The organism is Polymorphospora sp. NPDC050346 (assembly GCF_040655695.1).
GTDB classification, from domain to species: domain Bacteria; phylum Actinomycetota; class Actinomycetes; order Mycobacteriales; family Micromonosporaceae; genus Polymorphospora; species Polymorphospora lycopeni.
The window spans coordinates 63225-83803 of record NZ_JBFAKM010000034.1 but is presented as its reverse complement, the minus strand read 5'-3'; the positions used below and the strand labels follow the sequence as shown (position 1 = coordinate 83803).

Genomic DNA, 20579 nt, shown 5'->3' with positions numbered 1-20579 from the left:
CGGTGATCGTAACCGTGTTACCGCCAGCCAGTGGGCCAGCATTGGGACTGACCGCCGTGACGGTCGGCGCCGACACATAGGTGTACCGGTTGTCGACGCTGGTGGCGCTGGTTCCGCCGATAGTCGTGGCCTGTACGTGGAGCGTTCCGATGCTTCCCGCCGGTACGACGGCCGTGCAGGAGGTGGCCGTGCAGGACACGTCAGTGGCGTTGTTCCCCGACCCGAAGGTGATAGTGGCGCCGGCCAGGTCGGTCCCGGTGATCGTAACCGTGTTACCGCCAGCCAGTGGGCCAGCATTGGGACTGACCGCCGTGACGGTCGGCGCCGACACATAGGTGTACCGGTTGTCGTCGCTGGTGGCGCTGGTTCCGCCGGGCGTGGTGACCTGTACGTGAACCTCGCCAGCGTTTCCGGCCGGAGCCACAGCCGTACACAAGGTCGCCGTGCAAGACACATCGGTGGCGTTGTTCCCGGCCCCGAACGCAATACCGGTGGCACCGGCCAGGTCGGTCCCGGTGATCGTAACCGTGTTACCGCCGGCAACCGGGCCGCTGCTGGGGTGGATCGCGGTCACCACGGGCACATTGCTGTAGGTGTACTGGGCGCTGCCGCTCGTCCCGCCCGCAGTGGTGACCCGCACCTGCACCGTGCCCGCACCGGGGGGAGCCACGGCGGTGCACGAGGTCGCCGTACACGACACGTCGGTGGCGTTGTTACCGGGCCCGAACGTGATCTCGGTGGCGTCGGCGAGGTCGGTGCCGGTGATCGTCACCTTGGTGCCGCCCGCCGTGGGACCGCGGTCGGGGTGGATCGCGGTCACGACGGGCGCGGCGGGTAGGTAGGTGTACCGGTCGGCATCGCTCGTAGCGCTGGTTCCGCTGGGTGTGGTTACCTGCACGTGCACCGTGCCCGCTGGTCCCGCAGGTGCCGTCACACTGCACGAGGTCGCCGTGCAGGCGAGGTCCGTGGCACTGCGGCCAGGTCCGAAGGTGACCTCGGTGGCGTCTTCGAGGTTGGTGCCGGTGATCGTCACCGCGTTTCCGCCGGCGGCCGGGCCGCTGCTGGGGCTGACGCTGGTGACCACCGGGACGGGTGCGTAGGTGTACCGGTCGGCGTCGCTCGTAGCACTGGTCCCACCGGGCGTGGTCACCTGTACGTGAACCTCGCCCGCGTTTCCGGCCGGAGCCACAGTCGTGCACGAGGTGGCGGTGCAGGTCACGTCGGTGGCGTTGTTACCGGGCCCGAACGTAATACCGGTGGCACCGGCCAGGTCGGTCCCGGTGATCGTCACCGGGTTACCGCCGGCAACCGGGCCGATGCTGGGGCTGACACCAGTGACCACCGGGACGGCTAGGTAGGTGTACTGGCCGGCGGTGATGGTGCCGCCAGGAGTGGTTAGTCGGAGGTCCACGACACCCGGTGGGCCGGGCGGGGCGGTCACGGTGCACGATGTGGTCGTGCACCACCCCCCGCTGGCCGGCCCCGCAGCCCCAAAGGTAATTGTCCCCTTGTTGAGCCTGGTGCCGGTGACGGTTATGGTGTTGCCGCCTGTGACTGGGCCGCTGCTAGGGCTGACGCCGGTCACCGTCGGCGCGGGCCAAGGGAACGCGGCGATCATGACGGGGGTAGAGCTCGACGAACTCGCGAAGGCGAACATGTTGGTGGTGGTGTCGTACACCACCATCCTGCGAGAAGGTGGGGAGATGGCGTAGAGGTGGGCGCCATCGGGGCTCAGCGCGACATCTGCCGTCCCAGCGCCGGGGAAGAAGGGGGTTTCGACCTGGTTGGTAGTGGTGTCGATGATCGAGACACTGCCGTCGCCCTTATTAGCGACGTACGCATGTGCGCCGTCCAGGCTGAAGACCACGTCGTTGGGCCCGGAACCCACGACAATGGTTCTTTCGACCTCGTTGGTGTTGGTGTTGATGACTGACACATCCCTGCCCAACACATTGGTGACGATGAGGCGGGGACTGTTCGGACTGACTGCCACTCCGCGTGGCCCGGAGTTGGCGCCGATGAAGATGGTGTCGATGACCTCGTTAGTCGTGACGTTGATCACCGAAACCCGTTCGGTGTTGTGGGGGACGTAAGCGCGGGTGCTGTCCGGGCCGAACGCCACCCCGGACAGGCCACCGACCGCGTCGGGAACGGTGATGGTGTCGATGACCTCGTTGGTAGCGGTGTTGATCACCGACACACTGTTGCTGCTCACCTTGACGACGTAGAGGCGCGTGCCGTCCGGGCTGACCGCCAGCGCCTGCGGGGCGCCTCCGACGGTGATGTTGGTGATGACCCCGTCCGTGGCCGTGTCGACCACCGACACGGCGTAGGAGTTTTCGTTGGCGACGTAAGCGCGGGTGCCGTCAGGGGTGACCGTTAACGCAACTGCGCTCGCTGAAGCGCCTGTGGCGTCGGTCCGGAAGAAGTCAATGGGGGCGTTGCCGACCATATCGTGGACCCACACCTGGTTACCCATGGTGATGTAGGCGATCGTCGGCACCGTCCCGGCCGCGCGAGCCGGGCTCGTCACCATCACCAGACCGAGCACGGTGAGCGCAATGGTGAGAACGGCTGCGGTTAAACGGCGGCGTGGCCTGTCAGGTGGGCGGCGATACGGGTTGTTCGAGGACATCTTGGATCCCTTCGTTCCACGCTGAGGGTTATCGACTCTGTCGCACAAACAGAACTCAGCCTCTATTTATCTATAGGCTTGCACTAATGAATTGCATCGACTGACCCGACTTGAACCGCCGCGCCGGTTCAGCGGGCCTGTGCGGCCAGTTCGATCCGCGGGAGACCCTCTCCGGCGCGAGTGCCGCTGTCGCTGCCGGGACGGCGGCGCGCGTCGCGGACCTCGTCAGGAAAGATCACGGCCACGTCCAGACATGCGCCAACGGCACCGAGCAGCGCCCTCCCGGGGCGTCCGGCTTCACGCTCGCCCGGCCGGGCGAGCCTGGCGGCGCACACGGCGCCGAGGGTGCGCACGGCCGGCGTCAAGTCTTTTGCTGCCTGCGGCACCAATGCCCCCAAAACTGACAGTCGCAATGATCGATTGCTGGCTCAGAACAAAATACCTGGATTGATCGACCCATGGAAATACCCCCGCATGTACTCCCCCTCACACCCGCCGAAACCTGTCCGTAACAAGGATTCGAAAGAAACCCTGGTCACATGCGCGCACCCCGACAATTCACACCCGTCCAACAGGGCCAATACACGGATGTCCGAAACCGGACCGTTGGCGGGTACGCGGGTTGGTCAATCTGCGCGTCCCATGGGTCTGCCAGTAGCCCGCGTCTCATGGGTTCGCACGCCCTTTTGGTTTTCGGACCGGTCACTTTCCCCGAGACAGCCCGCTGCACGGCCCGCAGCGCCGTCAGATCACACAGCCTCAGGCGCCGTAGGCGCCCCGGTCGCCGGGAGGGTTCGCGGCGACCGGGGTGGGGATCGGATCTTCGAGACCAAGCGGTGGAGACCCCTATGCACAGGGCTCCCGCTCTTACGACCTTGTGCGCAGTAGGGCGCTGGGTGCCGGTCGGTCGGTGTGGTCGATGATCTGCGGGTGTCGGTCCGTTGGGCGCGTCCTGTCTTCAGCCATCCCGCGTTCACCGGGATCTCCGGCCGCCACCTGAACCCGCTACGGTTGGAGCTGTATCCGTTGTGGATCGCCCGGGCGTGAGGGCCGGCTGCACGCCCGACGCGGTGGGCACCGGCAGCGGACGGCCGGCGCGGGCCGACTGCCGGTGTTGGGGTTCGTCGACCGACTGGTGATGACGCTGGCCCACCTGCGTCTCGGCATCCCGCACCAGGCCCTGGCAGTGGCGTTCGGAGTCGACCGTACAACGGTGACCCGGGCGATCGGCCAGGTCCGTCCGCTGCTGGCCGGCCGCGGCTGCGCCCTGTCCAACGGTGTACGGCTACGGACCCTGGCCGACGTGTTCGCCCACGCCGCCGAAGGCGTGACCCTGCGACTGGACGCCACCGAGATCCGGGTCCGGCCGCCCCCGGGTGGGCAGACCGGGACGCAAGGCGTTCGTGTCCGGCAAGGCCAGACGCAACACCATCAAGGCCACCATCGCCTCCGACGCCGGCGGAGCAACGCTGTGGTGCGGCAGCTACCGGCCCGGACGCATGCGCGACGCCACCGCCGCCCGAATGGAGGAAATCGACACCCTGCTCGACGCCTACCCACAGGTGAAGGTCCTGGTCGACACCGGCTACCAGGGCCTGACAAAGAACCACCCCGACCAGGTCATCACACCACCGCTGAAACTCCGACCCGGAGCAGCCGAAGCACGACAGGTCATCTGGGAAGACGAACGCGAACACCAGTCCTCACGACGGATCCCGGTCGAGCACGCCATCGCCGAACTGAAGTGGTGGCGCCAACCGCAGATCTGCGTCGGCCACCCCGAACGCTCCTTCGCCTACCACGTCGCCGCCGACGGCAGCAGCGGCTGGGCCCACCAAGCCGAACTCGACAACGACCCCACCTTCACCTTCGACTACGCCGACGCCCGACCGACGCCTGGCCCGAACGCACCCGAGTCACCCCGACGGGTGCACGGGCCGCCGCCCACGAATTCCTGGCCAGCGGCGGCGGCCGGCCCTCGAACCTCGCCTGGGACATCGTCGCCGACTAGCTTGATGTGCAACCCGTGCGGTGTGGTCTGGGGCTGGTCGACTTCGTTCTCTTCGGTGCGCTGGCCGGGGCGAAAGGGCCGTGTGATCTGGTCGACCCGGCGCCGTCGTACCGGTGCCAGGGCGAGCAGTGGGCCGAGGATGTCGATGACCCGGTGGGCGGCGGAGTGCGATACCCCGAACAGCTGCCCGATCTGCCGCAGCATCAGGTTGGTGCGCCAGCAGGTCGCGACCAGCAGCACCCGGTCGGCGAGGTCGAGGGACCACTGGCGACCGGGCCGGCCGTCGGCGATCGCGTCTCCGCCACGCTCGGCGACCACCCCGACCAGCCAGCGGAACTGGGCGGGCCGCAGCCCGGTGAACGGAAAAGTCCACTCAGGGTGGGCTGCCGAGATCACCTGCACGCCGAAATGATTCACCATGGACAGCCGGCCAAGCCGCGTCAGCGGGCACTGCTCAGATCGCTCGGGCGAATTCGGTGAACACGGCAGCCACCCGCGTTGCGGGCGGAGCATCGGTGGCGAGTTCGTAGTATCCGCACCGTAGGTTCTGCATGAAGACGTGTCCGGGTGATGATCGTCGGTGCGGTGTGGTCGGTGCGTAATCCACGCGTATTCGGTGTTTGAGCTGACTGTGGTCGGCCTCGATCGGGTTGTTGGCATGTCGTTCGATGCGTGCCACGCCGAGGGGACCGGATCGTCGAGGAAGCCGGAATTGACCGGGCGGCGTCGGTGACCACCTCGGCCGGCGTGGCCTTCAGGGTGGTCAGGGATCGTTGGAAGAACCGGCGGGCCGCGGCCGCCTCCCGACGCGCTGAGACGAGCACGTCGATGACCTGCCCGTACTGGTCGACGGCCCCGGTACACGTAGCGCCGGACACCGGCCAACGACAGTAGCCGATCAAGCTCCCAACCAATGCAACAGAGCCTTCCAGCGCCCTTTCAGCCTTCGGCGGGCGAGACCGTCACGCAGCCCGTCGCGCTTCACCCGCCACCGTGTCAGGCTGCCATCCACGGCGGCCGGCGCCTCCAATGGAGCCGTTCGGCTGTCTTTGTCCCGGCCATACATGCCAGGGCGACGACGCACATCGTTCACCTATGCGTCTCGATTCACCGCAGTCAGCGGCTGGCGCCGTCGAGCGCGGCGAGTTCGTCGGTTTCCAGAGCCAGCCCCGCGAAGGCGATGATCTCGGTCAGCTGGGCCGGGGTGCGGGCACTCGCGATGGGAGCGACAACCGTGGGCTGGTGGGCAAGCCAGGCGAGGGCCACCGCGCCGAGCGCCACCGCACGCCGGTCGGCGATCGCCCTCAGGGCGTCGATCATCCGTTCCCCGCCGCGTTCCCGGTACCGGTCGGCGGCCGCCCGGCGGGGGCTGGCCGGCGTCGACCCGCTGCTGTACTTGCCGGTCAGGTATCCGCTCGCCAGGCCGTAGTACGGGAAGCAGGCCAGGCCGTGCCGGGCCACCACGGCGCGCAGGTCCGTCTCGTACGCCTCCCGCTCGACCAGGTTGTAGTGGGCCTGCAAAGCGGCGAACGGCGCCCAGTCGTTGGCGGCCGCGGTCTTCAGCGCCTGGTCCAGCCGTTCGGCGCCGTAATTGGACGCGGCGACGTACCGGACCTTGCCGGCCCGGACCAGGCTGTCGAAGGTCTCCAGCGTCGCCTCGAGCGGGGTTTCGGTGTCGTCGAGGTGGGCGTACAGCAGGTCGACGTAGTCGGTGCCGAGCCGGCGTAGTGAGTCGTCGACCGCGGCACGGATGGTCGCCGGCGCCAGCCCTTCCATGCCTGGCATCCGGCCGCACTTGGTCGCGATCACCAGCTCACCTCGGTCGACGCCGGTGGCCAGCCACCGTCCGATGATCGTCTCCGATTCGCCGCCGACGTTGCCGGAGCCCCATGAGGAGTACTGGTCGGCCGTGTCGACGAAGTTGCCGCCGGCCGCGACGTACGCGTCCAGCACGGCCCGGGACTGCGGTTCGTCGCAGGTCCAGCCGAGGACGTTGCCGCCGAAGCAGAGCGGCGCGACCCGAAGGTCGGTGCCGGGGACGGGCAACCGTGCGGCGAGGGCGTTGCGATCAGACAAGGGTCCGTCCTCCGTCGACGTGGATGACCTGGCCGGTGATGTAGGCCGATCGGGGCGAGGCCAGCAGGGCGACGATGCCCTGCACGTCCTCTACCAGGCCGAGGCGCCCGGCCGGGACGAGCCCGGTGAGCGCGTTCTCGACCCCAGGCTTGGCGAGATGGCCGATGGTCAGTCCGGTCGGCGTGTAGCCCGGCGCGATCGTGTTCACGGTGACGCCGGCCGACGCCCACTCGTGGGCCATGACCCGGGCGAGCTGGTTGAGCGCCCCCTTGGAGGCCGCATAGGCGCCGTGGTCCCGATGCGCCAGCGTCCCGGCTACTGACGAGAAGAGGATGAGCCGGCCCTGGCCCCCCGCTGTCATGATCGCGCCGGCGGCCTGTGCGAAGTGGAACGCCGAGTCGAGGTTGACCGTGAGCAGGTGCCGCCAGGCGTCTGCGGTGACGGACAGGATGGGCTGCCGGTCGTTGACGCCGACCGCGTGGACGGCGACGTCCAGCCCACCCATCCGGGCGGCCATCTCGTTGACGGCGGCGCGCGTGGCTTCCCGGTCCGTCAGGTCGACCTGCCGGGTCGGCAGATCCGGATGGGCGGTCGCCAGCTCGTTGAGGGCGTCCGCCGACCGGTCGAGGGCGGCACAGACGCAGCCTAGCTCGGCGAGAGCCTCGATCACCGAGCGGCCGAGCCCGCCCACGCCGGCGACCAGGACCCGCCGTCCGGTCAGTCCCCACCAGTCGGCCGTCACCGGGCCCCCTCGGCCGAGGCGATCATCCCGGTGACCGCGTCGAGGCTCGCTACGCACCATTCCTCCAGAAGCTCCGGGCTGGTGAACGGGTCGATCGTCAACCAGCCGTCGTATCCGTCCGCGACCAGTCGCTCGATCAGGGCGGGCCAGCCGACGGCGCCCTGGCCCACGACGACGGTCAGGAAAGGTCCTTCGAGCCCGTCGACGAAGAGCCGCCGCGCCTCGGGCCGGTCGCGATGCGCTTCTTCGAAGCGGACGCAGTCCTTGGCGTGGACGCCTCCGATGTACGTCCGTAGCCGCTCGTACGCCTCCGGGAACGCCGGCTCGCCGACGGCCACGAAGTTCGCCGGGTCGTAGCAGACGCGCACGCCGTCAGGTCCGGTTCGCCGGGCGAGCGCTTCGAGACTCTCCACGGATCGCGAGGCGTTGACGCCGTACGCGTCCTCGCCGCGCTGGTCCAGGTTGTTCTCCAGCAGGACCGTGAGGGAGCGGCTCGCGGCCTCGTCGAGCAGTGGCGCGAGCTGGTCGGCCAGGATGTCGACGGCCTCGCCCCGGGTACGCACGTCGGGCGTGGCGCAGTACACCTGGATCGCCGGCGCGCCGAGCGCTACGGCGTCGTCCATGGCCGCGACGACGACGCGCCGGGCGTCGTCGGGCGGCGTGGCGCCGCCGAGCCGGATCTGCTTGCTCGGCACGTTCACGCAGCAGACGCTCATCCCCGCGTCGTCCAGCATGCGCCGGTAGCTGCCGGCCGAATGCGGGCCGCGGTTCCAGGGCCAGTAGTCGATGCCGGTCACGCCGAGGCGGCCGGCGAATGCCAGCAGATCTTCGGCGGAGTAGCCGTCGAACGAGAATCCGGACAGTGCGATCCGCGGGCTCACCGGGTCACCTCCGCGTTCAGGTCGGCGAGGACCTCCAGGCCGGTGGAGACGAGCCGCTTCTCCCATTCGGTTGTCGGCCCGGCCGGCCGCAGGTAGTTCTGGTGCGACTCGATCTCGTACCCGCCCTGCTCGAAGGCGGCCGCGGTGGGCACATAGAACAGCACGCCGTTGGTGTAGCCGCTGACCAGCGTGGTGCGGAAGGGAGAACCAGCCCGGATCTGGAGCCCGATCTCCACGAACAGCTCGGCCGGTATGCCGATCAGGGCCAGGTCTCCGATCCGGATGCCCTGGACCTCGACGTCGACCGTGAGCGTTCTTTCGCGCCGTGCGGCCTCCATCTGCATCTGGGTCCAGATGACCCGCCGTCGCGCCCGCAGCCGGCTCGGCAGGTCGGACTCCTGGCTCCGCACGGCGTCGAGGTGTTCGACGGCCGCGGCGTACTCGGCGGCGGCCTCGTCGGGGGCCGGCAGCTCGCGCAGTGGCAGCGTGACCGTGGTCGAGATGCTGGCCACGACCGGGTCGGTGTGCCGGGCGTCCTGGTACACCCAGCCGGTGACCGACGAGGTCGAGGTTGACGAGCGCCAATGCACCCGGTGGTCGCGGACTCGGTGCTCGACGAGCCGCTGGTACACGCGGACTGCTTCGCAGCCAAGCTCGGTGCCGAGCCGGTCGGCCTCGCGGACCCCGTCGTCGCCGGTCACGATGCCGCACAGCGGGTCGATGTCGCCGGCGCAGCCTTGCAGGAAGAGGGTCGTCGCGCCGGTGAGCCGCTCGGTGACCTCGCGGGCCGCGCCGACGTAGTCGGGCGAGATCAGGCCGGACTTGGGGCCGAGCACGTCCGGGTGGCAGGAGTAGTGCACCACCGCCGCGATCGGCCGGCCGCCGACCTCGTCGAAACGCACGACGCCCACGGTCGGGTCGACGATGCCGTCCGGGTTCTCCCCCAGCAGCAGGTTGCCGTCGGGGCCGACCTCGCGGCGGTTCACGCCGACCGTCACCGCGCCGGTGCCGTGCCCGACGACCGCGGGACGCGCGCCCGCGACCGCGACCGCGCAGATGCCCGCGGCCTTCGCGACGACCCCGCGGAAGTAGACGTCGGCGAGTTCGACCTGATCGGCCTCGGTCTCCGGATCGAACTCCTGGGCACTGGGCGGCGCCGGTGTCGCGTGCGAGTGGCTGACGTTGACGAAGATGTCCGCCGAGCCGATCCGCTCGACGACGGCGCGGCGGAGGTGCGCGACCTCGTCCGGTGAGAGGTGGATGAGGTCGCAGGCGAGGACGATGACCGTCGTCCGGCCGCCGAGCAGGGCGAGTGCGCTGAGGGTCAGCGGGCGGTCGACCGCCTCCGACGCTCCCTCGCGCAGCGTCCCGGTGAGGCGCATGCCCACCGGCGGGGTGATGTCGGCGCGGGCGACCCCCACGCGCAGGTGAGCGGCGGCGGGGTCGGTGTCTGAGGTCATGAAGATCCGTCCGGGTTCGTCAGAGGGGCGAGGGCGGAGAGCGCGGTGAGCAGGGCTTGGAGTGCGTCTCCCTGGGGCGCCCGCAGCGGGGCGCTCACCTGTGGGGACGCGATGATGCCCCAGTGCCACAACGCGGTCTTGACGGCACAGATCGCGGTGGCGTTCACGGAGGTCGCGACGGCGTGTGCGGTCAACTGCTCGTACGCGGAGATCGTGTCCACGTCGGCCCGCGTCTGGTCGCCCGGGTTGAAGAACGCCCGGCGGCAGGCGGACGGGGCGACGTTGGCCATCGCCGGCACGACCCCATGGGCGCCGACGTCGGCCGCGACGTCCACAAGGGTCCGTGTGCCCAGCAGCATCGCGAACCCGTCGGGCCCGACCACCTCGCGGGTGCGGTCCGCGACGCGGCGAAACCACTGCAGGTCGTTCTGCGAGTCCTTGATTCCCTGTAGGACCCCGTCGGCCGCCAGTGCCACGACGCCCGCCGCCTCCAGTGCCGGTCGGACGTTCTGCGGGATGTTGTAGGCCAACAGCGGAACGTCGGGGTGAGCGTTCTTCAGGGCCCGGTAGTGCCCGTCGATCTCCATCGGGCTGTGTGGGTAGTAGAAGGGCGGCGTCGCCGCCAGGGCGTCGGCGCCGGCGCGGATCGCGTCCCGACCGGTGCGGATCGCGAGCGCCGTACCGGGTTGGCTGACGTTGACCACGACCGGAACCCGTCCAGCGACCTCGTCGCAGACCACCTCGACCAGGCGTGCGCGTTCCGCGGTGTCCAGCGCGGCGAACTCGCCGCTGGTGCCGAGCAGCCACAGCCCGTCGGTTTCCGCGGACAGCAGCGCCCGGACCAGACGCCGGGCCGAGGTCTCGTCGACGGTCTCGTCCGGATGCATCGGGGTTACCATCGGCGCGATGACGCCGTGCAGGCGGATGTCGGTCATGTGACGCGTCCAGTGGTTGTGGGTTGTGGCACCGCCCGGACGGCCGGGCGCCCGTCGAGGACGGCCAGCACGTCGGTGGCGACACCGACGGATACGCGGCGCGCGGCCTGTTCGGTGAGGGCGGCGCTGTGCGGGGTGAGGAGGGTGTTGGGGGCGGAGAGGATCGGGGCGGACGGCTCGGGTGGCTCCTGCGCGAACACGTCGAGCCCGGCCCCGGCAATCGTGCCGTCGGCCAGCGCCGCGGCCAGGGCGTCCTCGTCCACCACGGCTCCCCGGGAGACGTTGATCAGCAGGGCGTGCCGGCGCATCGTCCGAAGCTGCGCGGCGCCGACCAGGTGGCGGGTCTGGGGCGTCAGCGGGACGTGGACGCTGACGACGTCGCTGTGGCGCAGCAGGTCGTCGAGGCTCACCGGCGACGCGGCAAGCCCGTCGGCGTCGGCGGCGCGGAACGGATCGTGGTAGAGCACGCGCATGCCCAGGCCGCGGCGGCAGATGGCCGCGACGGCGCGGCCGATGGAGCCGAACCCGATGACGCCTAAGGTCGCGCCGGCCAGCTCGGATCCGCCCAGCGTGTCGCGGGCCGACCAGTCCCGTTCGCGGACCGCGCTATCCTGCCGGTGCAGCCGCCGGGCCAGCGCGAACATCATGGCGATGGTGTGCTCGGCGACGGACTGCGCGTTGAGGCCGGCGGTGTTGACCACGGTGACCCGGTGCTCGGCGGCGGCGTCGAGGTCGATGTTGTCCACGCCGACGCCGTAGCGACCCACCACCTTCAGGCGCGGTGCACGGCGGAAGAACGCCCGGTCGAGCCGCCCCCGGGCACGCAGGATCACCGCATCGACGCGTTCGGCGTGCTCCAGGAGGCTCGCGGGGTCGACCGACGCCGCGAGCGTGACGGTGGCCCGCCGCTCCAGCAGCCGGTGCCCGTCGGGGTGGATGGGCTCGGAGAGCAGTACGACGGGCCTCATCGCAAAACATCCACTGTAGGGCCGGAGTGGACGAAGGACCGCGCGTTCTCCAGTGCCGCCGCGATCGCCCGTCGCCGAACCTGTGGCGCCCCGGCCGCGACGTGCGGGCTGAGGACCACGTTGTCCAGGGCGAGCAGCGGGTGGTCGGCAGGGAGCGGCTCGGGGTCGAGGACGTCCAGTCCGGCTCCGGCGAGCGCGCCGCTGGCGAGCGCCTCGGTGAGGGCGGTGAGGTCGACGAGCCCACCGCGGCCGGTGTTCACCAGGATCGCTGTCGACTTCATCGACGCCAGCTCGACGCGTCCGAGCGTGGGGCGGTCGCCGCGGGCGTACCGGAGATGGAGGCTGACCACGTCGCAGCGTTTGAGCAGGTCCGGCAGGGACGTGAGGCGTACGCCCTCGGCTCCGGCCGCCCACCGCACGGAGTCCTCGCGGCTCGCTGTAGCGAGCACGCGCATGCCGAACGCGGCGCCGAGCTGGGCCGTCCGCCGGCCGACGGCACCGAGGCCGACGACGCCGAGCACCCGGGACGCGAGTGTGGTGCCCCAGCAGTCAGGTGGCGGCAGCCCGGCACGGACCCGGCGGTCGGCCTGGAGGAGGGACCGGGTGACCGCGAGCATGAGCGCGAACGTGTGTTCGGCGATCGCGTCGGTGCCGTAGTTGGCGATGTTGCTCACGCGCACGCCGCGGGCGGCAGCACGGTCTACGTCGACGAGGTCCCACACACCGGTGCCGGGGAAGGACAGCAGGCATCCGCTCGGCACGAGCGCGAGCAGCCGGTCGTCGATGGGCTCGTCCACGCAGAGGGCGGACGGCGGCGCGACCGTCCCCGACTCCAGGAGCGCCCGCAGTGAGTCGTACCCGACGGCTGGCCCGCCCGCCTCGCCGGCCCACGCCGCAGGGACGTAGACGGTGCCCGCGCTCATACCGACCCCGCCATCGCGTCGACGGCGTCCAGCACCTGGGCGACGCCGTCGAGGCTGAGCGGTGTCGCGACGCTCTCGTACCGGTTCTTGGCCATCTCGTCCGGAGGCGACAGGTAGCCGGGGTAGTCGTTGGCGTAGCCGGCGACCCGCAACAGCGTGTCCGGGGTACGGGTCTGCAGGCGCAGTGCGGTCTCGACGAACGGCTCGCCGGGGATGCCCAGCAGGACCAGGGGGCCGAGGCGCAGCAGCGACACCTCGGTCACCAGCGACCGGGCGGTGCGCCACACCTTGGCGACGGCGGGGCTGTGCGGGATGTGTCGCAGCAGGCGGTCGAGCTGGTCCGCCGGCTTGAGGGGCGCCTCGACGGTCCGGACCGCGCCGCCGACGCCCTGTCCCGGCCGCAGCGGGCCGGTGGCCGTCACCGCGGCCGTCCGGAGCACCTCGCCGCCGAGTGCCGTGGCGAAGCGGGCCGCTACGGGGATCGAGCGGATCCTCGGGTCCCGGCCACGCCGACCGGCGAGTACGACGTTTTCGCCGTCGGGGTACGGGAAGGCGCGCGGGTTGATGTTGCCGGCCCCGCCGTTGACGAACAGGGCGACCCGGGGCCCGCCGGGCACGGCCTCCAGCATCGCCGAGCACAGGCCGGGGAACTCGCCGGAGATCGACCGGTTGTGCGTCCCGACGATCACGGGATGGCAGGCGTACCCGTAGACGAGCGCCAGGCAGGACCCGTCCGCGCCGTCGAAGCGCACCACCGGCACGTCCGGGTCGACCGGTCCTGAGGCGTCCCGTCGGTTGATCGTCAGACCCGCGAGGTGCCCGACGCCGACTCCGGCCGTGGCCGGCTGCCGGCTCCCCACCGCCTCGGCGACCGCCCGTACCACCCCGTCTACGACCGCCGCCGTCACCGACGGGTCGACCGGCTCCCACTGGCCGGTGAAGTCCGGGCCCGAGTGGTTGTGCGTGGCCACGAGCATCACGGAGGTCTCCGGGATCCCGTAAGCGTCCCGGACCCGTCGCCGCACGGTGGCGGTGAACGCGGCGGTGACGACGCAGACGTCCAGCGACACCAGGACCGCCGTGCCGTCGGCGTCCGTCAGTGCCACCGCGCGGGCGTACGTCGGGTCGGCCACGTCGACGAAGTCGCCGGTCCGGCCGATGTACCCGTCGTGGTCGCGTGGGCCGCCGTCGATCGGATGGATGACCGGGTATCCGGCCATCGGGACGGCCGACCGGGGCGTGATGTCCACCCGGCCGACCCCCACCTGGAGATTGCTCATGGCCTCGGCGCCCCTCACCCGATGCGGTACTGGTTCTCCATGCGACCAACGGCCGCATCGAATATGTCCAGCGCCCGGTCGGCCAGCTCCTGGGTCATCACCAGCGGTGGGGTGATGCGCATGATCGGGGCGGCGCTGGCGACGAGGATGCCCTTGGTCACGAGCTCCCGGTACAGGTACTCCGCGGCCTCCTGGCTGATCCGCTCCTTCGTCTGGCGGTCGGTGACGAACTCGACCGCCATCAGCATGCCCTTGCCCCGGACGTCCCCCATGGACAGGTGCCGGGTCTGCATCTCCTCGAGTCTGCCCTTGATGTGGGCGCCGACGACGGCCGCGTTCTCGATGAGGTTCTCGTTGACGATGGTGATCAACGTGGCAAGGCCGGCGGCGGCGGAGACCGGGCTGCCGCCGTACGTGCTCGTGCCGCCGTTGTGCTGGGCCCAGGGCAGCGACGACATGACCCGCTCCGACGAGGCGACCACGCCCAGCGGGAAGCCGGAGCCGATGCCCTTGCCCATCGTCATGATGTCGGGCTCGATGTCGTAGTGCTCCGAGGCCCACATCTTGCCCGTACGCCCGGCCGAGGTGAGCACCTCGTCGATGAAGAGCAGGATGTCGTTGCGGCGGCAGAATTCCTGGATCTTCGTGAAGTACTCCGGCGGCGGCACGATCGCACCGCCGGCCCCCTGGATCGCTTCGGCCACGACGGCGGCGACGTTGCCGGTCGTCTCCTGCTCGAAGACGTTCTCGATGAAGTCGGCACACTTGGCGCCACAGGTCTTCGGCTCCAGCATCAGCGGACAGCGGTAGCAGTAAGCGTTGGGCGTCTGATAGAAGCCGCTGGCGAGCGGCCCGAAGCCCTTCTTGTAGCCGCCGCCCATCAGCGACAGCGCGCCCAGCGTCTTGCCGTGGAAGGCACGGTAGAGGGAGATGAACTCGGTGCGGCGCGTGTGCGATCGGGCGAGCCTCAGCCCGGCCTCCACGGTCTCCGCGCCGGACGTGTACATCTGTACCTTGTTTAGGCCCTCCGGCAGCACCGACACCAGGTAGTCCAGGAAGTCCGCCCGGGACTGCGACGTGTAGTCGTAGATGTGGATGAACTTCTCGATCTCCGCTTTGATCGCCTGTACGACCGTGGGGTGCGCGTGCCCGGTAACCGTGACGACGGTGCCGGAGCTGAAGTCGATGAAGACGTTGCCGTCGACATCTTCGACAAGCGCGCCGACCCCCTGGTTGACGGCCACGCCGGACAGGGTCGACAGCGCCGACAGCCCTGGGGAACTGTGCACGCGTTCCCGGTCGACCAGCGCCCGGGAGCGCGGGCCGGGTACCTCGGTCACGAGCCGCGGAAGCTCGCTCACGTCGATGTTCTGCAACTGCGTCGGTTGGACAGCGGTCATCGGTCCTCCAAACGATCGTCGACCTCGGGTGCGTTCGAAACGTGCCGATCGGTCAGGCGTTCCGGTTGCCGGAGAGGATGTCGTTGACGTCCCACTTGCCGGTCGCCCGGGTCCGTGGCGCCTTTTCGGTGTGCACGTCGAGCACGTACGGCCGGCCCGAGTCCAACGCCGTGCGCAGCGCCGACCTGAGGTCGGCGGGGTCGGTGACGACGGCGCCCAGCGCACCGCACGCCTGGGCCAGGGCGGCGAAGTCGGGGTTGTACGGCTTTCCGTCCGGCGTACGGAACGTCGTGCCCAGCGCGCCCAAGGCATGCTTGTGCTGATAGACCGAGATCGAGCTGTATCCAAAGTTGTTCATCACGACCCAGACGACCGGGATGTCGTACTCCACGGCGGTGACGACAGCGCTGAGGATCGACGTGAACGCACCGTCGCCCACCTCCGCCACGACCGCCCGCTCCGGCGCGCCGACCTTGGCGCCCAGCGCCGCCGCGACCGCGCCGCCCATCGTGCCCCAGCCGGAGGCGACGTAGTGGTCGCGCGGGTCGTAGACGTCGAACTGCTGCGCCACCTGGTGGCGGATGCCGACGTCGGTGAGGAAGATGCCGTCGCGCGGAAGCACCTCACGGATGTCGCCGAGCAGCCGCTCGACCGTGATCGGCGTGGCGTCGCTGTGCCGGCCCTGCTCGATGTCTGCGCGCCAGGCGCGGATGCCTTCCTGGATCGCCGCGAACCGCGCCGAGCTCTCCCAGTCCCGGCGCGGCGTGGCCTTACGGATCTCGGCGAGCAACTGGCCGACGAAGGCGCCGACGTCGGCGACGACGCCGAGCGCCACCGGGTACGTGCGTCCGATCTGGCTGGCGTCGACGTCCACCTGCACGATCTGGGTGGGCGGAACGCGGAACGACACCTCCGGGTCGTACGAGCTGGTCTCCATCTCGCCGAACCGCGTGCCCAGTGCGAGGACGACATCGGCGCTGTTGACGAGGGCGTGACCAAGCGGCGTGCCCACCGTCGCGGTGTAGCCGGCGCAGAGCTGGTGGTCCTGCGGGATCACGCCCTGCCCGGCCATCGTCGTGACGACCGGGATGCCGAGGTGCTCGGCCAGGGCGAGCAGCGAGTCCCGGGCTCGCGACCGGGCTGCTCCCCCGCCCGCGTAGATGACCGGCTGTTCCGCCTCGACCAGCATCTGGGCGGCACGGGCGACCTGAGCGTCGGGAGCGTACGTCCGCCGGTCGGCCGGCACCCGACGCGCGGCGACGTGGATGTCGTCGCGGAACGTGGCGGAGAAGAGGTCCATCGGCACGTCGAGCAGGACCGGCCCGGGCTGGTCGGCCAGGGCGATCTGGCAGGCCCGGCCGGCGACGTCGGCCAGGCCCTCGCGGCTGGCGACCTTCCAGGCCCGCTTCACCAGTGGCCGCACCATCTCGACCTGCTGGGCCTCGCCGTGCAGGTCGAGCTCCTGGAAGCCGCCCCGGCCGGCGAGATACGACGGCACGTCGCCGGCGATCACGATCATGCCGGCGCCGTCGAGTGCCGCGTCACCGATGCCGGTGAGGGCGTTGGTCAGGCCAGGTCCGATCGTGGTGAGCACGGCGGCGAGCTGACCGGTGGCCCGGAAGTATCCGTCCGCCGCATGTGCGGCGACCTGCTCGTGGCGAACTCCGATGAAGGTCAACGACGATTGCTCGATCGCGCCCAGCATCGCAAGGTTGGTGTGGCCACACATTCCGAAGACGTATCGCACGCCGTACGCCTCGAGGGTCGCCACGATGGCCTGCGCGCCTGACCGGACCTGCGCCCGGACGCCGCTTTCCGTCGTAGCCTCGACGAGTTCGTCGCGCTCCCGCACTGCCTCAACCACCCAAGCCTCCTATCATCGTTTCTGCTCGTCGTCGTGGCCCGGCGGCGGTCAGCGGACCGTGGGCGCCAGCTCGGTGCCGAGGTCGGCGACCGCCTTCGCCAACAGGCGCGTCGCGTCCTTGAGCTGCTCGCCGGAGAGACGCCAGCTCGGTCCGCTGATCCCGAGCGCCCCCACCACGGCGCCGTTGCTGGATCGCACCGGCGCGGCCACACACGTCAGCCCTTCGTCCCACTCCCCCACGTCCACGGCGACGCCGTCGGCACGGATCCGCTCGAGCCCCTCGACGAAGGCGTCCAGCTCGGTCACGGTGTGCCGGGTGCGGGAGGCCATGCCGGTCCGCTTCAGCAGCCGCCGGACGTCGGTCTCGTCCATCCACGCGACCAGCGCCTTGCCCATCGCCGTGGCGTTGACCGGACGATGGGATCCGATCGGCGAGAGCAACTTGACCGGCTGCGGCGACTCGATCCGGTCGACGTAGAGCACCTGCTGCATGTCAAGAACGCCCAGGTAGGACGACTCGCCGACGCGGAGGGTCAGGTCTTCGAGGTAGGGCCGGCTGGTCACCCGCAGGTGGCTGTTGGCCAGCGCCTGGCCACCGATCGAGAACAGCCGCATGCCCACCCGGTAGCGGCGCAGACCGTCCTGCTCGACGAAGCCACGCGACTCGAGGTTGAACAGGACCCGGGCCACCGTCGACTTCGGCAGCCCGAGCCGGTCGGCCAGCTCGGTCAGTGTCTGCCCGACCTCCGGCGCCTCGGTGCTGAGTGTTTCGAGCACATCCAACGCACGCTGGATCGACTGCGACATGGCCGTCGTGTGGGCTGCTGCCGCGGCTCCCTGCTGGGTGGCCACCCTGCCTCCTGAATCTGTTCTGGATGGTGCCGGCGCTGCCTGGCGCTCGACTATTTTGGAACTCGGTACCAAAACGGAGAGTAGAGACGATTGCGCAGGTCGTCAAGGCATTGATCTAGATGTCAGTGCTTGACGCAAGTTCGATCAGCCATTTACTTTGGCACTCGTTACCAGAGCGGCACCTCATCAGTCTGGTAGCCCCGTCCACGCTCCGCGACCTTGGTGGTGCCACACGGCACATCGGCCGACGGCGAGCACCACCCCGTGCTGGCGACGTGAAAGGACCAACGCAGATGGACGCAGGAGTTCGCATCGGCCTGTCTCGTGCCCTGTCCCGCCGAACACTCCTCGGTGCCGGTGGCGCCGCTTTTCTTGCCGGAACCCTGGCGGCCTGCGGTCGCGGATCCGGCGGAGGTGGCTCCGGCGCGACGCTGACCTACAACACACCTTCGTTCGGCGTCGAGCAGGTCACGCCCTACCTCGACACCTTCAAGCAGCAGTACGGCAGCGCGGTGACCGTCTCCGCCGTGCCGAAGGACTACCACCCGACCACCGAGACGCGGCTGCGTGGCGGAACCGACTACACGGTCGTCACCTGCGACGAGGGCTACCCGCAAAAATGGCTCAAGGAGGGCTGGCTGGTCAGCATCGAAGACAAGCTGGACCTGTCGAAGGTCAAGAACGACATGTACCCGTCGCTGCTGCAGTCGGCCACGGTCGACAACAAGCTGGTCGCACTTCCCGGCAACGGCCTGACGAAGGTCATGGTCTACAACGAGGCGGTACTCGGCGGCCTCGACCCGGCTGACGACTGGGAGGCGTTCTTCACCCAGCTCACCTCGCTCAAGAACAAGGGCGGGTCACGGTACCCGTTCGTGCCCATGTGGACGAAGGCCTACAGCCTCATCACGTACTTCGCGATCGGTGACAGCTACTCCCGCGGCGCGAAGGACTGGTTCGACCCCGACACGCTGGCCCCGCGCTACCAGGACGACCCGGCCGTCATCGAGACGATCGAGTTCTGGCGTCGGCTGTGGGAGGCCGAGCTGGTGCCTCCGGATGTCCTGACGGCCGACCACAACGCCACCGCAGAGATCTTCGCCGCCGGCAACTCGGCGTACTTCCAGCACAACCTCTCGCAGGTCCTCCCGGTGCTCAACCTCGACACCACCAAGTACGCCAAGGTCGCCGGGAAGATCAAGCTCATGATGTACCCGGGCACGACCCACGAGTGCCTGACCGGCACGAACTGGGTGTGCCTCACGAAGTCCGGCGCCGAGGTCGAGCACGGTCCCGAACTCGCGGGCTTCCTCGGCAGCCTGGACAAGGAGAACAAGTACCTGATCCCGACTCGGTACCGCGCCATCGACCTCGGCGTCGAGCCCGGCTACGCGCCGGTGTTCGAGGAAGCCGACGTCATCGCCAAGTGGAGCACGTTCACCGACCCCACGCTGGTGGCCGAGCAGAAGGCGAAGTCACGGCTGATCGGGCCGGTCGTGCAGCAGGGATGGTTCACCGAGTGGCTCGACCGTACGGCGTCCGAGCTACAGAACGCCGTACTCGGCAAGGTGAGCGTCAAAGACGCCCTGACCGCCTCGGCGTCCTTCGCACAGGGCCGGTGATGACCACTCAGTCGGCCGCTGTCGTGCCGCCGTCGCACGCGGCGGCACGACGAGCGGCACGGCGGCGCGAGCGCCTCGGCGAGGTCGCGCTCATCGGCCCGGCCATCGCGGTGGTACTGGGCGTGCTCGTCTACCCGCTGATCCACTCGCTGTGGTTGAGCCTCACCGAGCCCACCGACGACGGCAGCACCTTCGGCCTGGGCAGCTACGCCGCCGTCTTCAGCGATCCGGTCCTCCCCATCGCCCTGCGCAACACGTTCCTGTTCGCCGCCATCGCGATCGTCGGCTCGATCGTGCTCGGGCTGGGCATGGCGTTGCTGTTGAACCTCCCCTCGCCGCTGCGGAGCTTCGGCCGAGCGGCCATGCTCATTCCCTGGTCGATGTCCCAGGTGGCGGTGGCCGTCATCTGGGGCTGGATCTACAACGGCTCGTACGGTGCCCTCAACGGTCTGCTGTTCGAACTCGGGCTCATCGACGCGTACCGCGCGTGGCTCAACGACGGCACCACCGCGTTCGTCCTGTTGGGCGCGGCGTTCATCTGGAGCATCGCACCGTACGCGACCCTGATCTTCCTGTCCGGGCTGCAGGCGATTCCACGGGAGCAGTACGAGGCGGCGCAGATCGACCAGGCCAACGTGTTCCAGCGCTTCCGCTACATCACGCTGCCGTGGCTGCGCAGCAGCTTCGCTGTCGTGTTCGTGGTCGCCTCGCTCGAGGGCTTCCTCGCGTTCAGCCTCGTCTACATGCTCACCAACGGAGGCCCCGGATACGAGACGACGGTGCTCGCCTGGTGGGGCTACGCGACGATGTTCACCTACGGGGCGGCCGAGAAGGGCGCGGCGATCCTCTACTTCCTCACGGCGATCGTCATGGCCGTGTCCCTCGTCTACATGCGGGCGCTTCGGCGTCCCGCCGTCTGAACGGGAAGCG

Annotated in this window: 15 protein-coding genes and 3 pseudogenes; 4 read left to right on the top strand and 14 right to left on the bottom strand. The window is 69.6% G+C overall.

What is annotated here, in order from left to right; all coding sequences use genetic code 11:
• On the bottom strand, positions 1-2635 hold a 2635-nt coding region (locus AB0I42_RS28385), incomplete at its 3' end, for an IPT/TIG domain-containing protein (RefSeq protein ID WP_357541877.1).
• Positions 2636-3746: 1111 nt separating this feature from the next.
• Between AB0I42_RS28385 and AB0I42_RS28380 the strand changes: the two are divergent.
• Positions 3747-3887 (top strand): annotated as a pseudogene (locus AB0I42_RS28380) (transposase family protein); the annotation flags it as partial.
• A 124-nt stretch (positions 3888-4011) separates the two neighbouring features.
• A pseudogene (locus tag AB0I42_RS28375) lies at positions 4012-4377 on the top strand (transposase family protein); the annotation flags it as partial.
• A gap of 353 nt (positions 4378-4730) precedes the next feature.
• On the opposite strand, the pseudogene AB0I42_RS28370 reads toward AB0I42_RS28375, so the two are convergent.
• The 13 genes and pseudogenes from AB0I42_RS28370 to AB0I42_RS28310 form a co-directional block, all read right to left on the bottom strand.
• Positions 4731-5048, bottom strand: a pseudogene (locus AB0I42_RS28370) (transposase family protein); the annotation flags it as partial.
• A 38-nt stretch (positions 5049-5086) separates the two neighbouring features.
• Positions 5087-5524 carry a DDE-type integrase/transposase/recombinase gene (locus AB0I42_RS28365; protein ID WP_357541875.1) on the bottom strand — a complete coding sequence of 146 codons (438 nt, stop codon included), beginning with the start codon at positions 5522-5524 and terminating at the stop codon, positions 5087-5089.
• A 238-nt stretch (positions 5525-5762) separates the two neighbouring features.
• Positions 5763-6722, bottom strand: coding sequence for an aldo/keto reductase (locus AB0I42_RS28360; RefSeq protein WP_357541873.1), 960 nt, complete (start codon positions 6720-6722; stop codon positions 5763-5765).
• A complete protein-coding gene (locus AB0I42_RS28355; protein WP_357541870.1) occupies positions 6715-7464 on the bottom strand; it encodes an SDR family NAD(P)-dependent oxidoreductase in 750 nt (249 codons plus the stop codon). Before AB0I42_RS28355 ends, AB0I42_RS28360 begins: the two co-directional genes overlap by 8 nt.
• A complete protein-coding gene (locus AB0I42_RS28350; protein WP_357541868.1) occupies positions 7461-8345 on the bottom strand; it encodes a sugar phosphate isomerase/epimerase family protein in 885 nt (294 codons plus the stop codon). The genes AB0I42_RS28355 and AB0I42_RS28350 overlap by 4 nt, the downstream gene beginning before the upstream one ends.
• Positions 8342-9805 carry a hypothetical protein gene (locus AB0I42_RS28345; RefSeq protein ID WP_357541866.1) on the bottom strand — a complete coding sequence of 488 codons (1464 nt, stop codon included), beginning with the start codon at positions 9803-9805 and terminating at the stop codon, positions 8342-8344. Before AB0I42_RS28345 ends, AB0I42_RS28350 begins: the two co-directional genes overlap by 4 nt.
• The gene (locus AB0I42_RS28340) at positions 9802-10740 is read right to left on the bottom strand and encodes a dihydrodipicolinate synthase family protein (protein WP_357541864.1); all 939 of its coding nucleotides are present in this window, start codon (positions 10738-10740) and stop codon (positions 9802-9804) included. Before AB0I42_RS28340 ends, AB0I42_RS28345 begins: the two co-directional genes overlap by 4 nt.
• The gene (locus tag AB0I42_RS28335; RefSeq protein ID WP_357541862.1) at positions 10737-11708 is read right to left on the bottom strand and encodes a hydroxyacid dehydrogenase; all 972 of its coding nucleotides are present in this window, start codon (positions 11706-11708) and stop codon (positions 10737-10739) included. Before AB0I42_RS28335 ends, AB0I42_RS28340 begins: the two co-directional genes overlap by 4 nt.
• Positions 11705-12631, bottom strand: coding sequence for an NAD(P)-dependent oxidoreductase (locus AB0I42_RS28330; RefSeq protein WP_357541860.1), 927 nt, complete (start codon positions 12629-12631; stop codon positions 11705-11707). Before AB0I42_RS28330 ends, AB0I42_RS28335 begins: the two co-directional genes overlap by 4 nt.
• Positions 12628-13911: a neutral/alkaline non-lysosomal ceramidase N-terminal domain-containing protein gene (locus AB0I42_RS28325; RefSeq protein ID WP_357541858.1), complete on the bottom strand. Its 1284-nt coding sequence runs from the start codon at positions 13909-13911 to the stop codon at positions 12628-12630. The genes AB0I42_RS28330 and AB0I42_RS28325 overlap by 4 nt, the downstream gene beginning before the upstream one ends.
• Before the next feature lie 14 nt (positions 13912-13925).
• Complete coding sequence (locus AB0I42_RS28320) at positions 13926-15311, bottom strand: aspartate aminotransferase family protein (protein ID WP_357541856.1); 1386 nt, start codon at positions 15309-15311, stop codon at positions 13926-13928.
• A 52-nt stretch (positions 15312-15363) separates the two neighbouring features.
• Positions 15364-17175, bottom strand: a complete 1812-nt coding sequence (locus tag AB0I42_RS28315; protein ID WP_357541854.1) for a thiamine pyrophosphate-binding protein — start codon at positions 17173-17175, stop codon at positions 15364-15366.
• Between the two features lie 48 nt (positions 17176-17223).
• A complete protein-coding gene (locus tag AB0I42_RS28310) occupies positions 17224-18027 on the bottom strand; it encodes an IclR family transcriptional regulator (protein WP_357541852.1) in 804 nt (267 codons plus the stop codon).
• 293 nt (positions 18028-18320) lie between these two features.
• On the opposite strand from AB0I42_RS28310, the gene AB0I42_RS28305 reads away from it, so the two are divergent.
• Complete coding sequence (locus AB0I42_RS28305; RefSeq protein ID WP_357541850.1) at positions 18321-19649, top strand: extracellular solute-binding protein; 1329 nt, start codon at positions 18321-18323, stop codon at positions 19647-19649.
• Complete coding sequence (locus tag AB0I42_RS28300) at positions 19649-20569, top strand: sugar ABC transporter permease (RefSeq protein ID WP_357541848.1); 921 nt, start codon at positions 19649-19651, stop codon at positions 20567-20569. The genes AB0I42_RS28305 and AB0I42_RS28300 overlap by 1 nt, the downstream gene beginning before the upstream one ends.
• Positions 20570-20579: the final 10 nt, after the last annotated feature.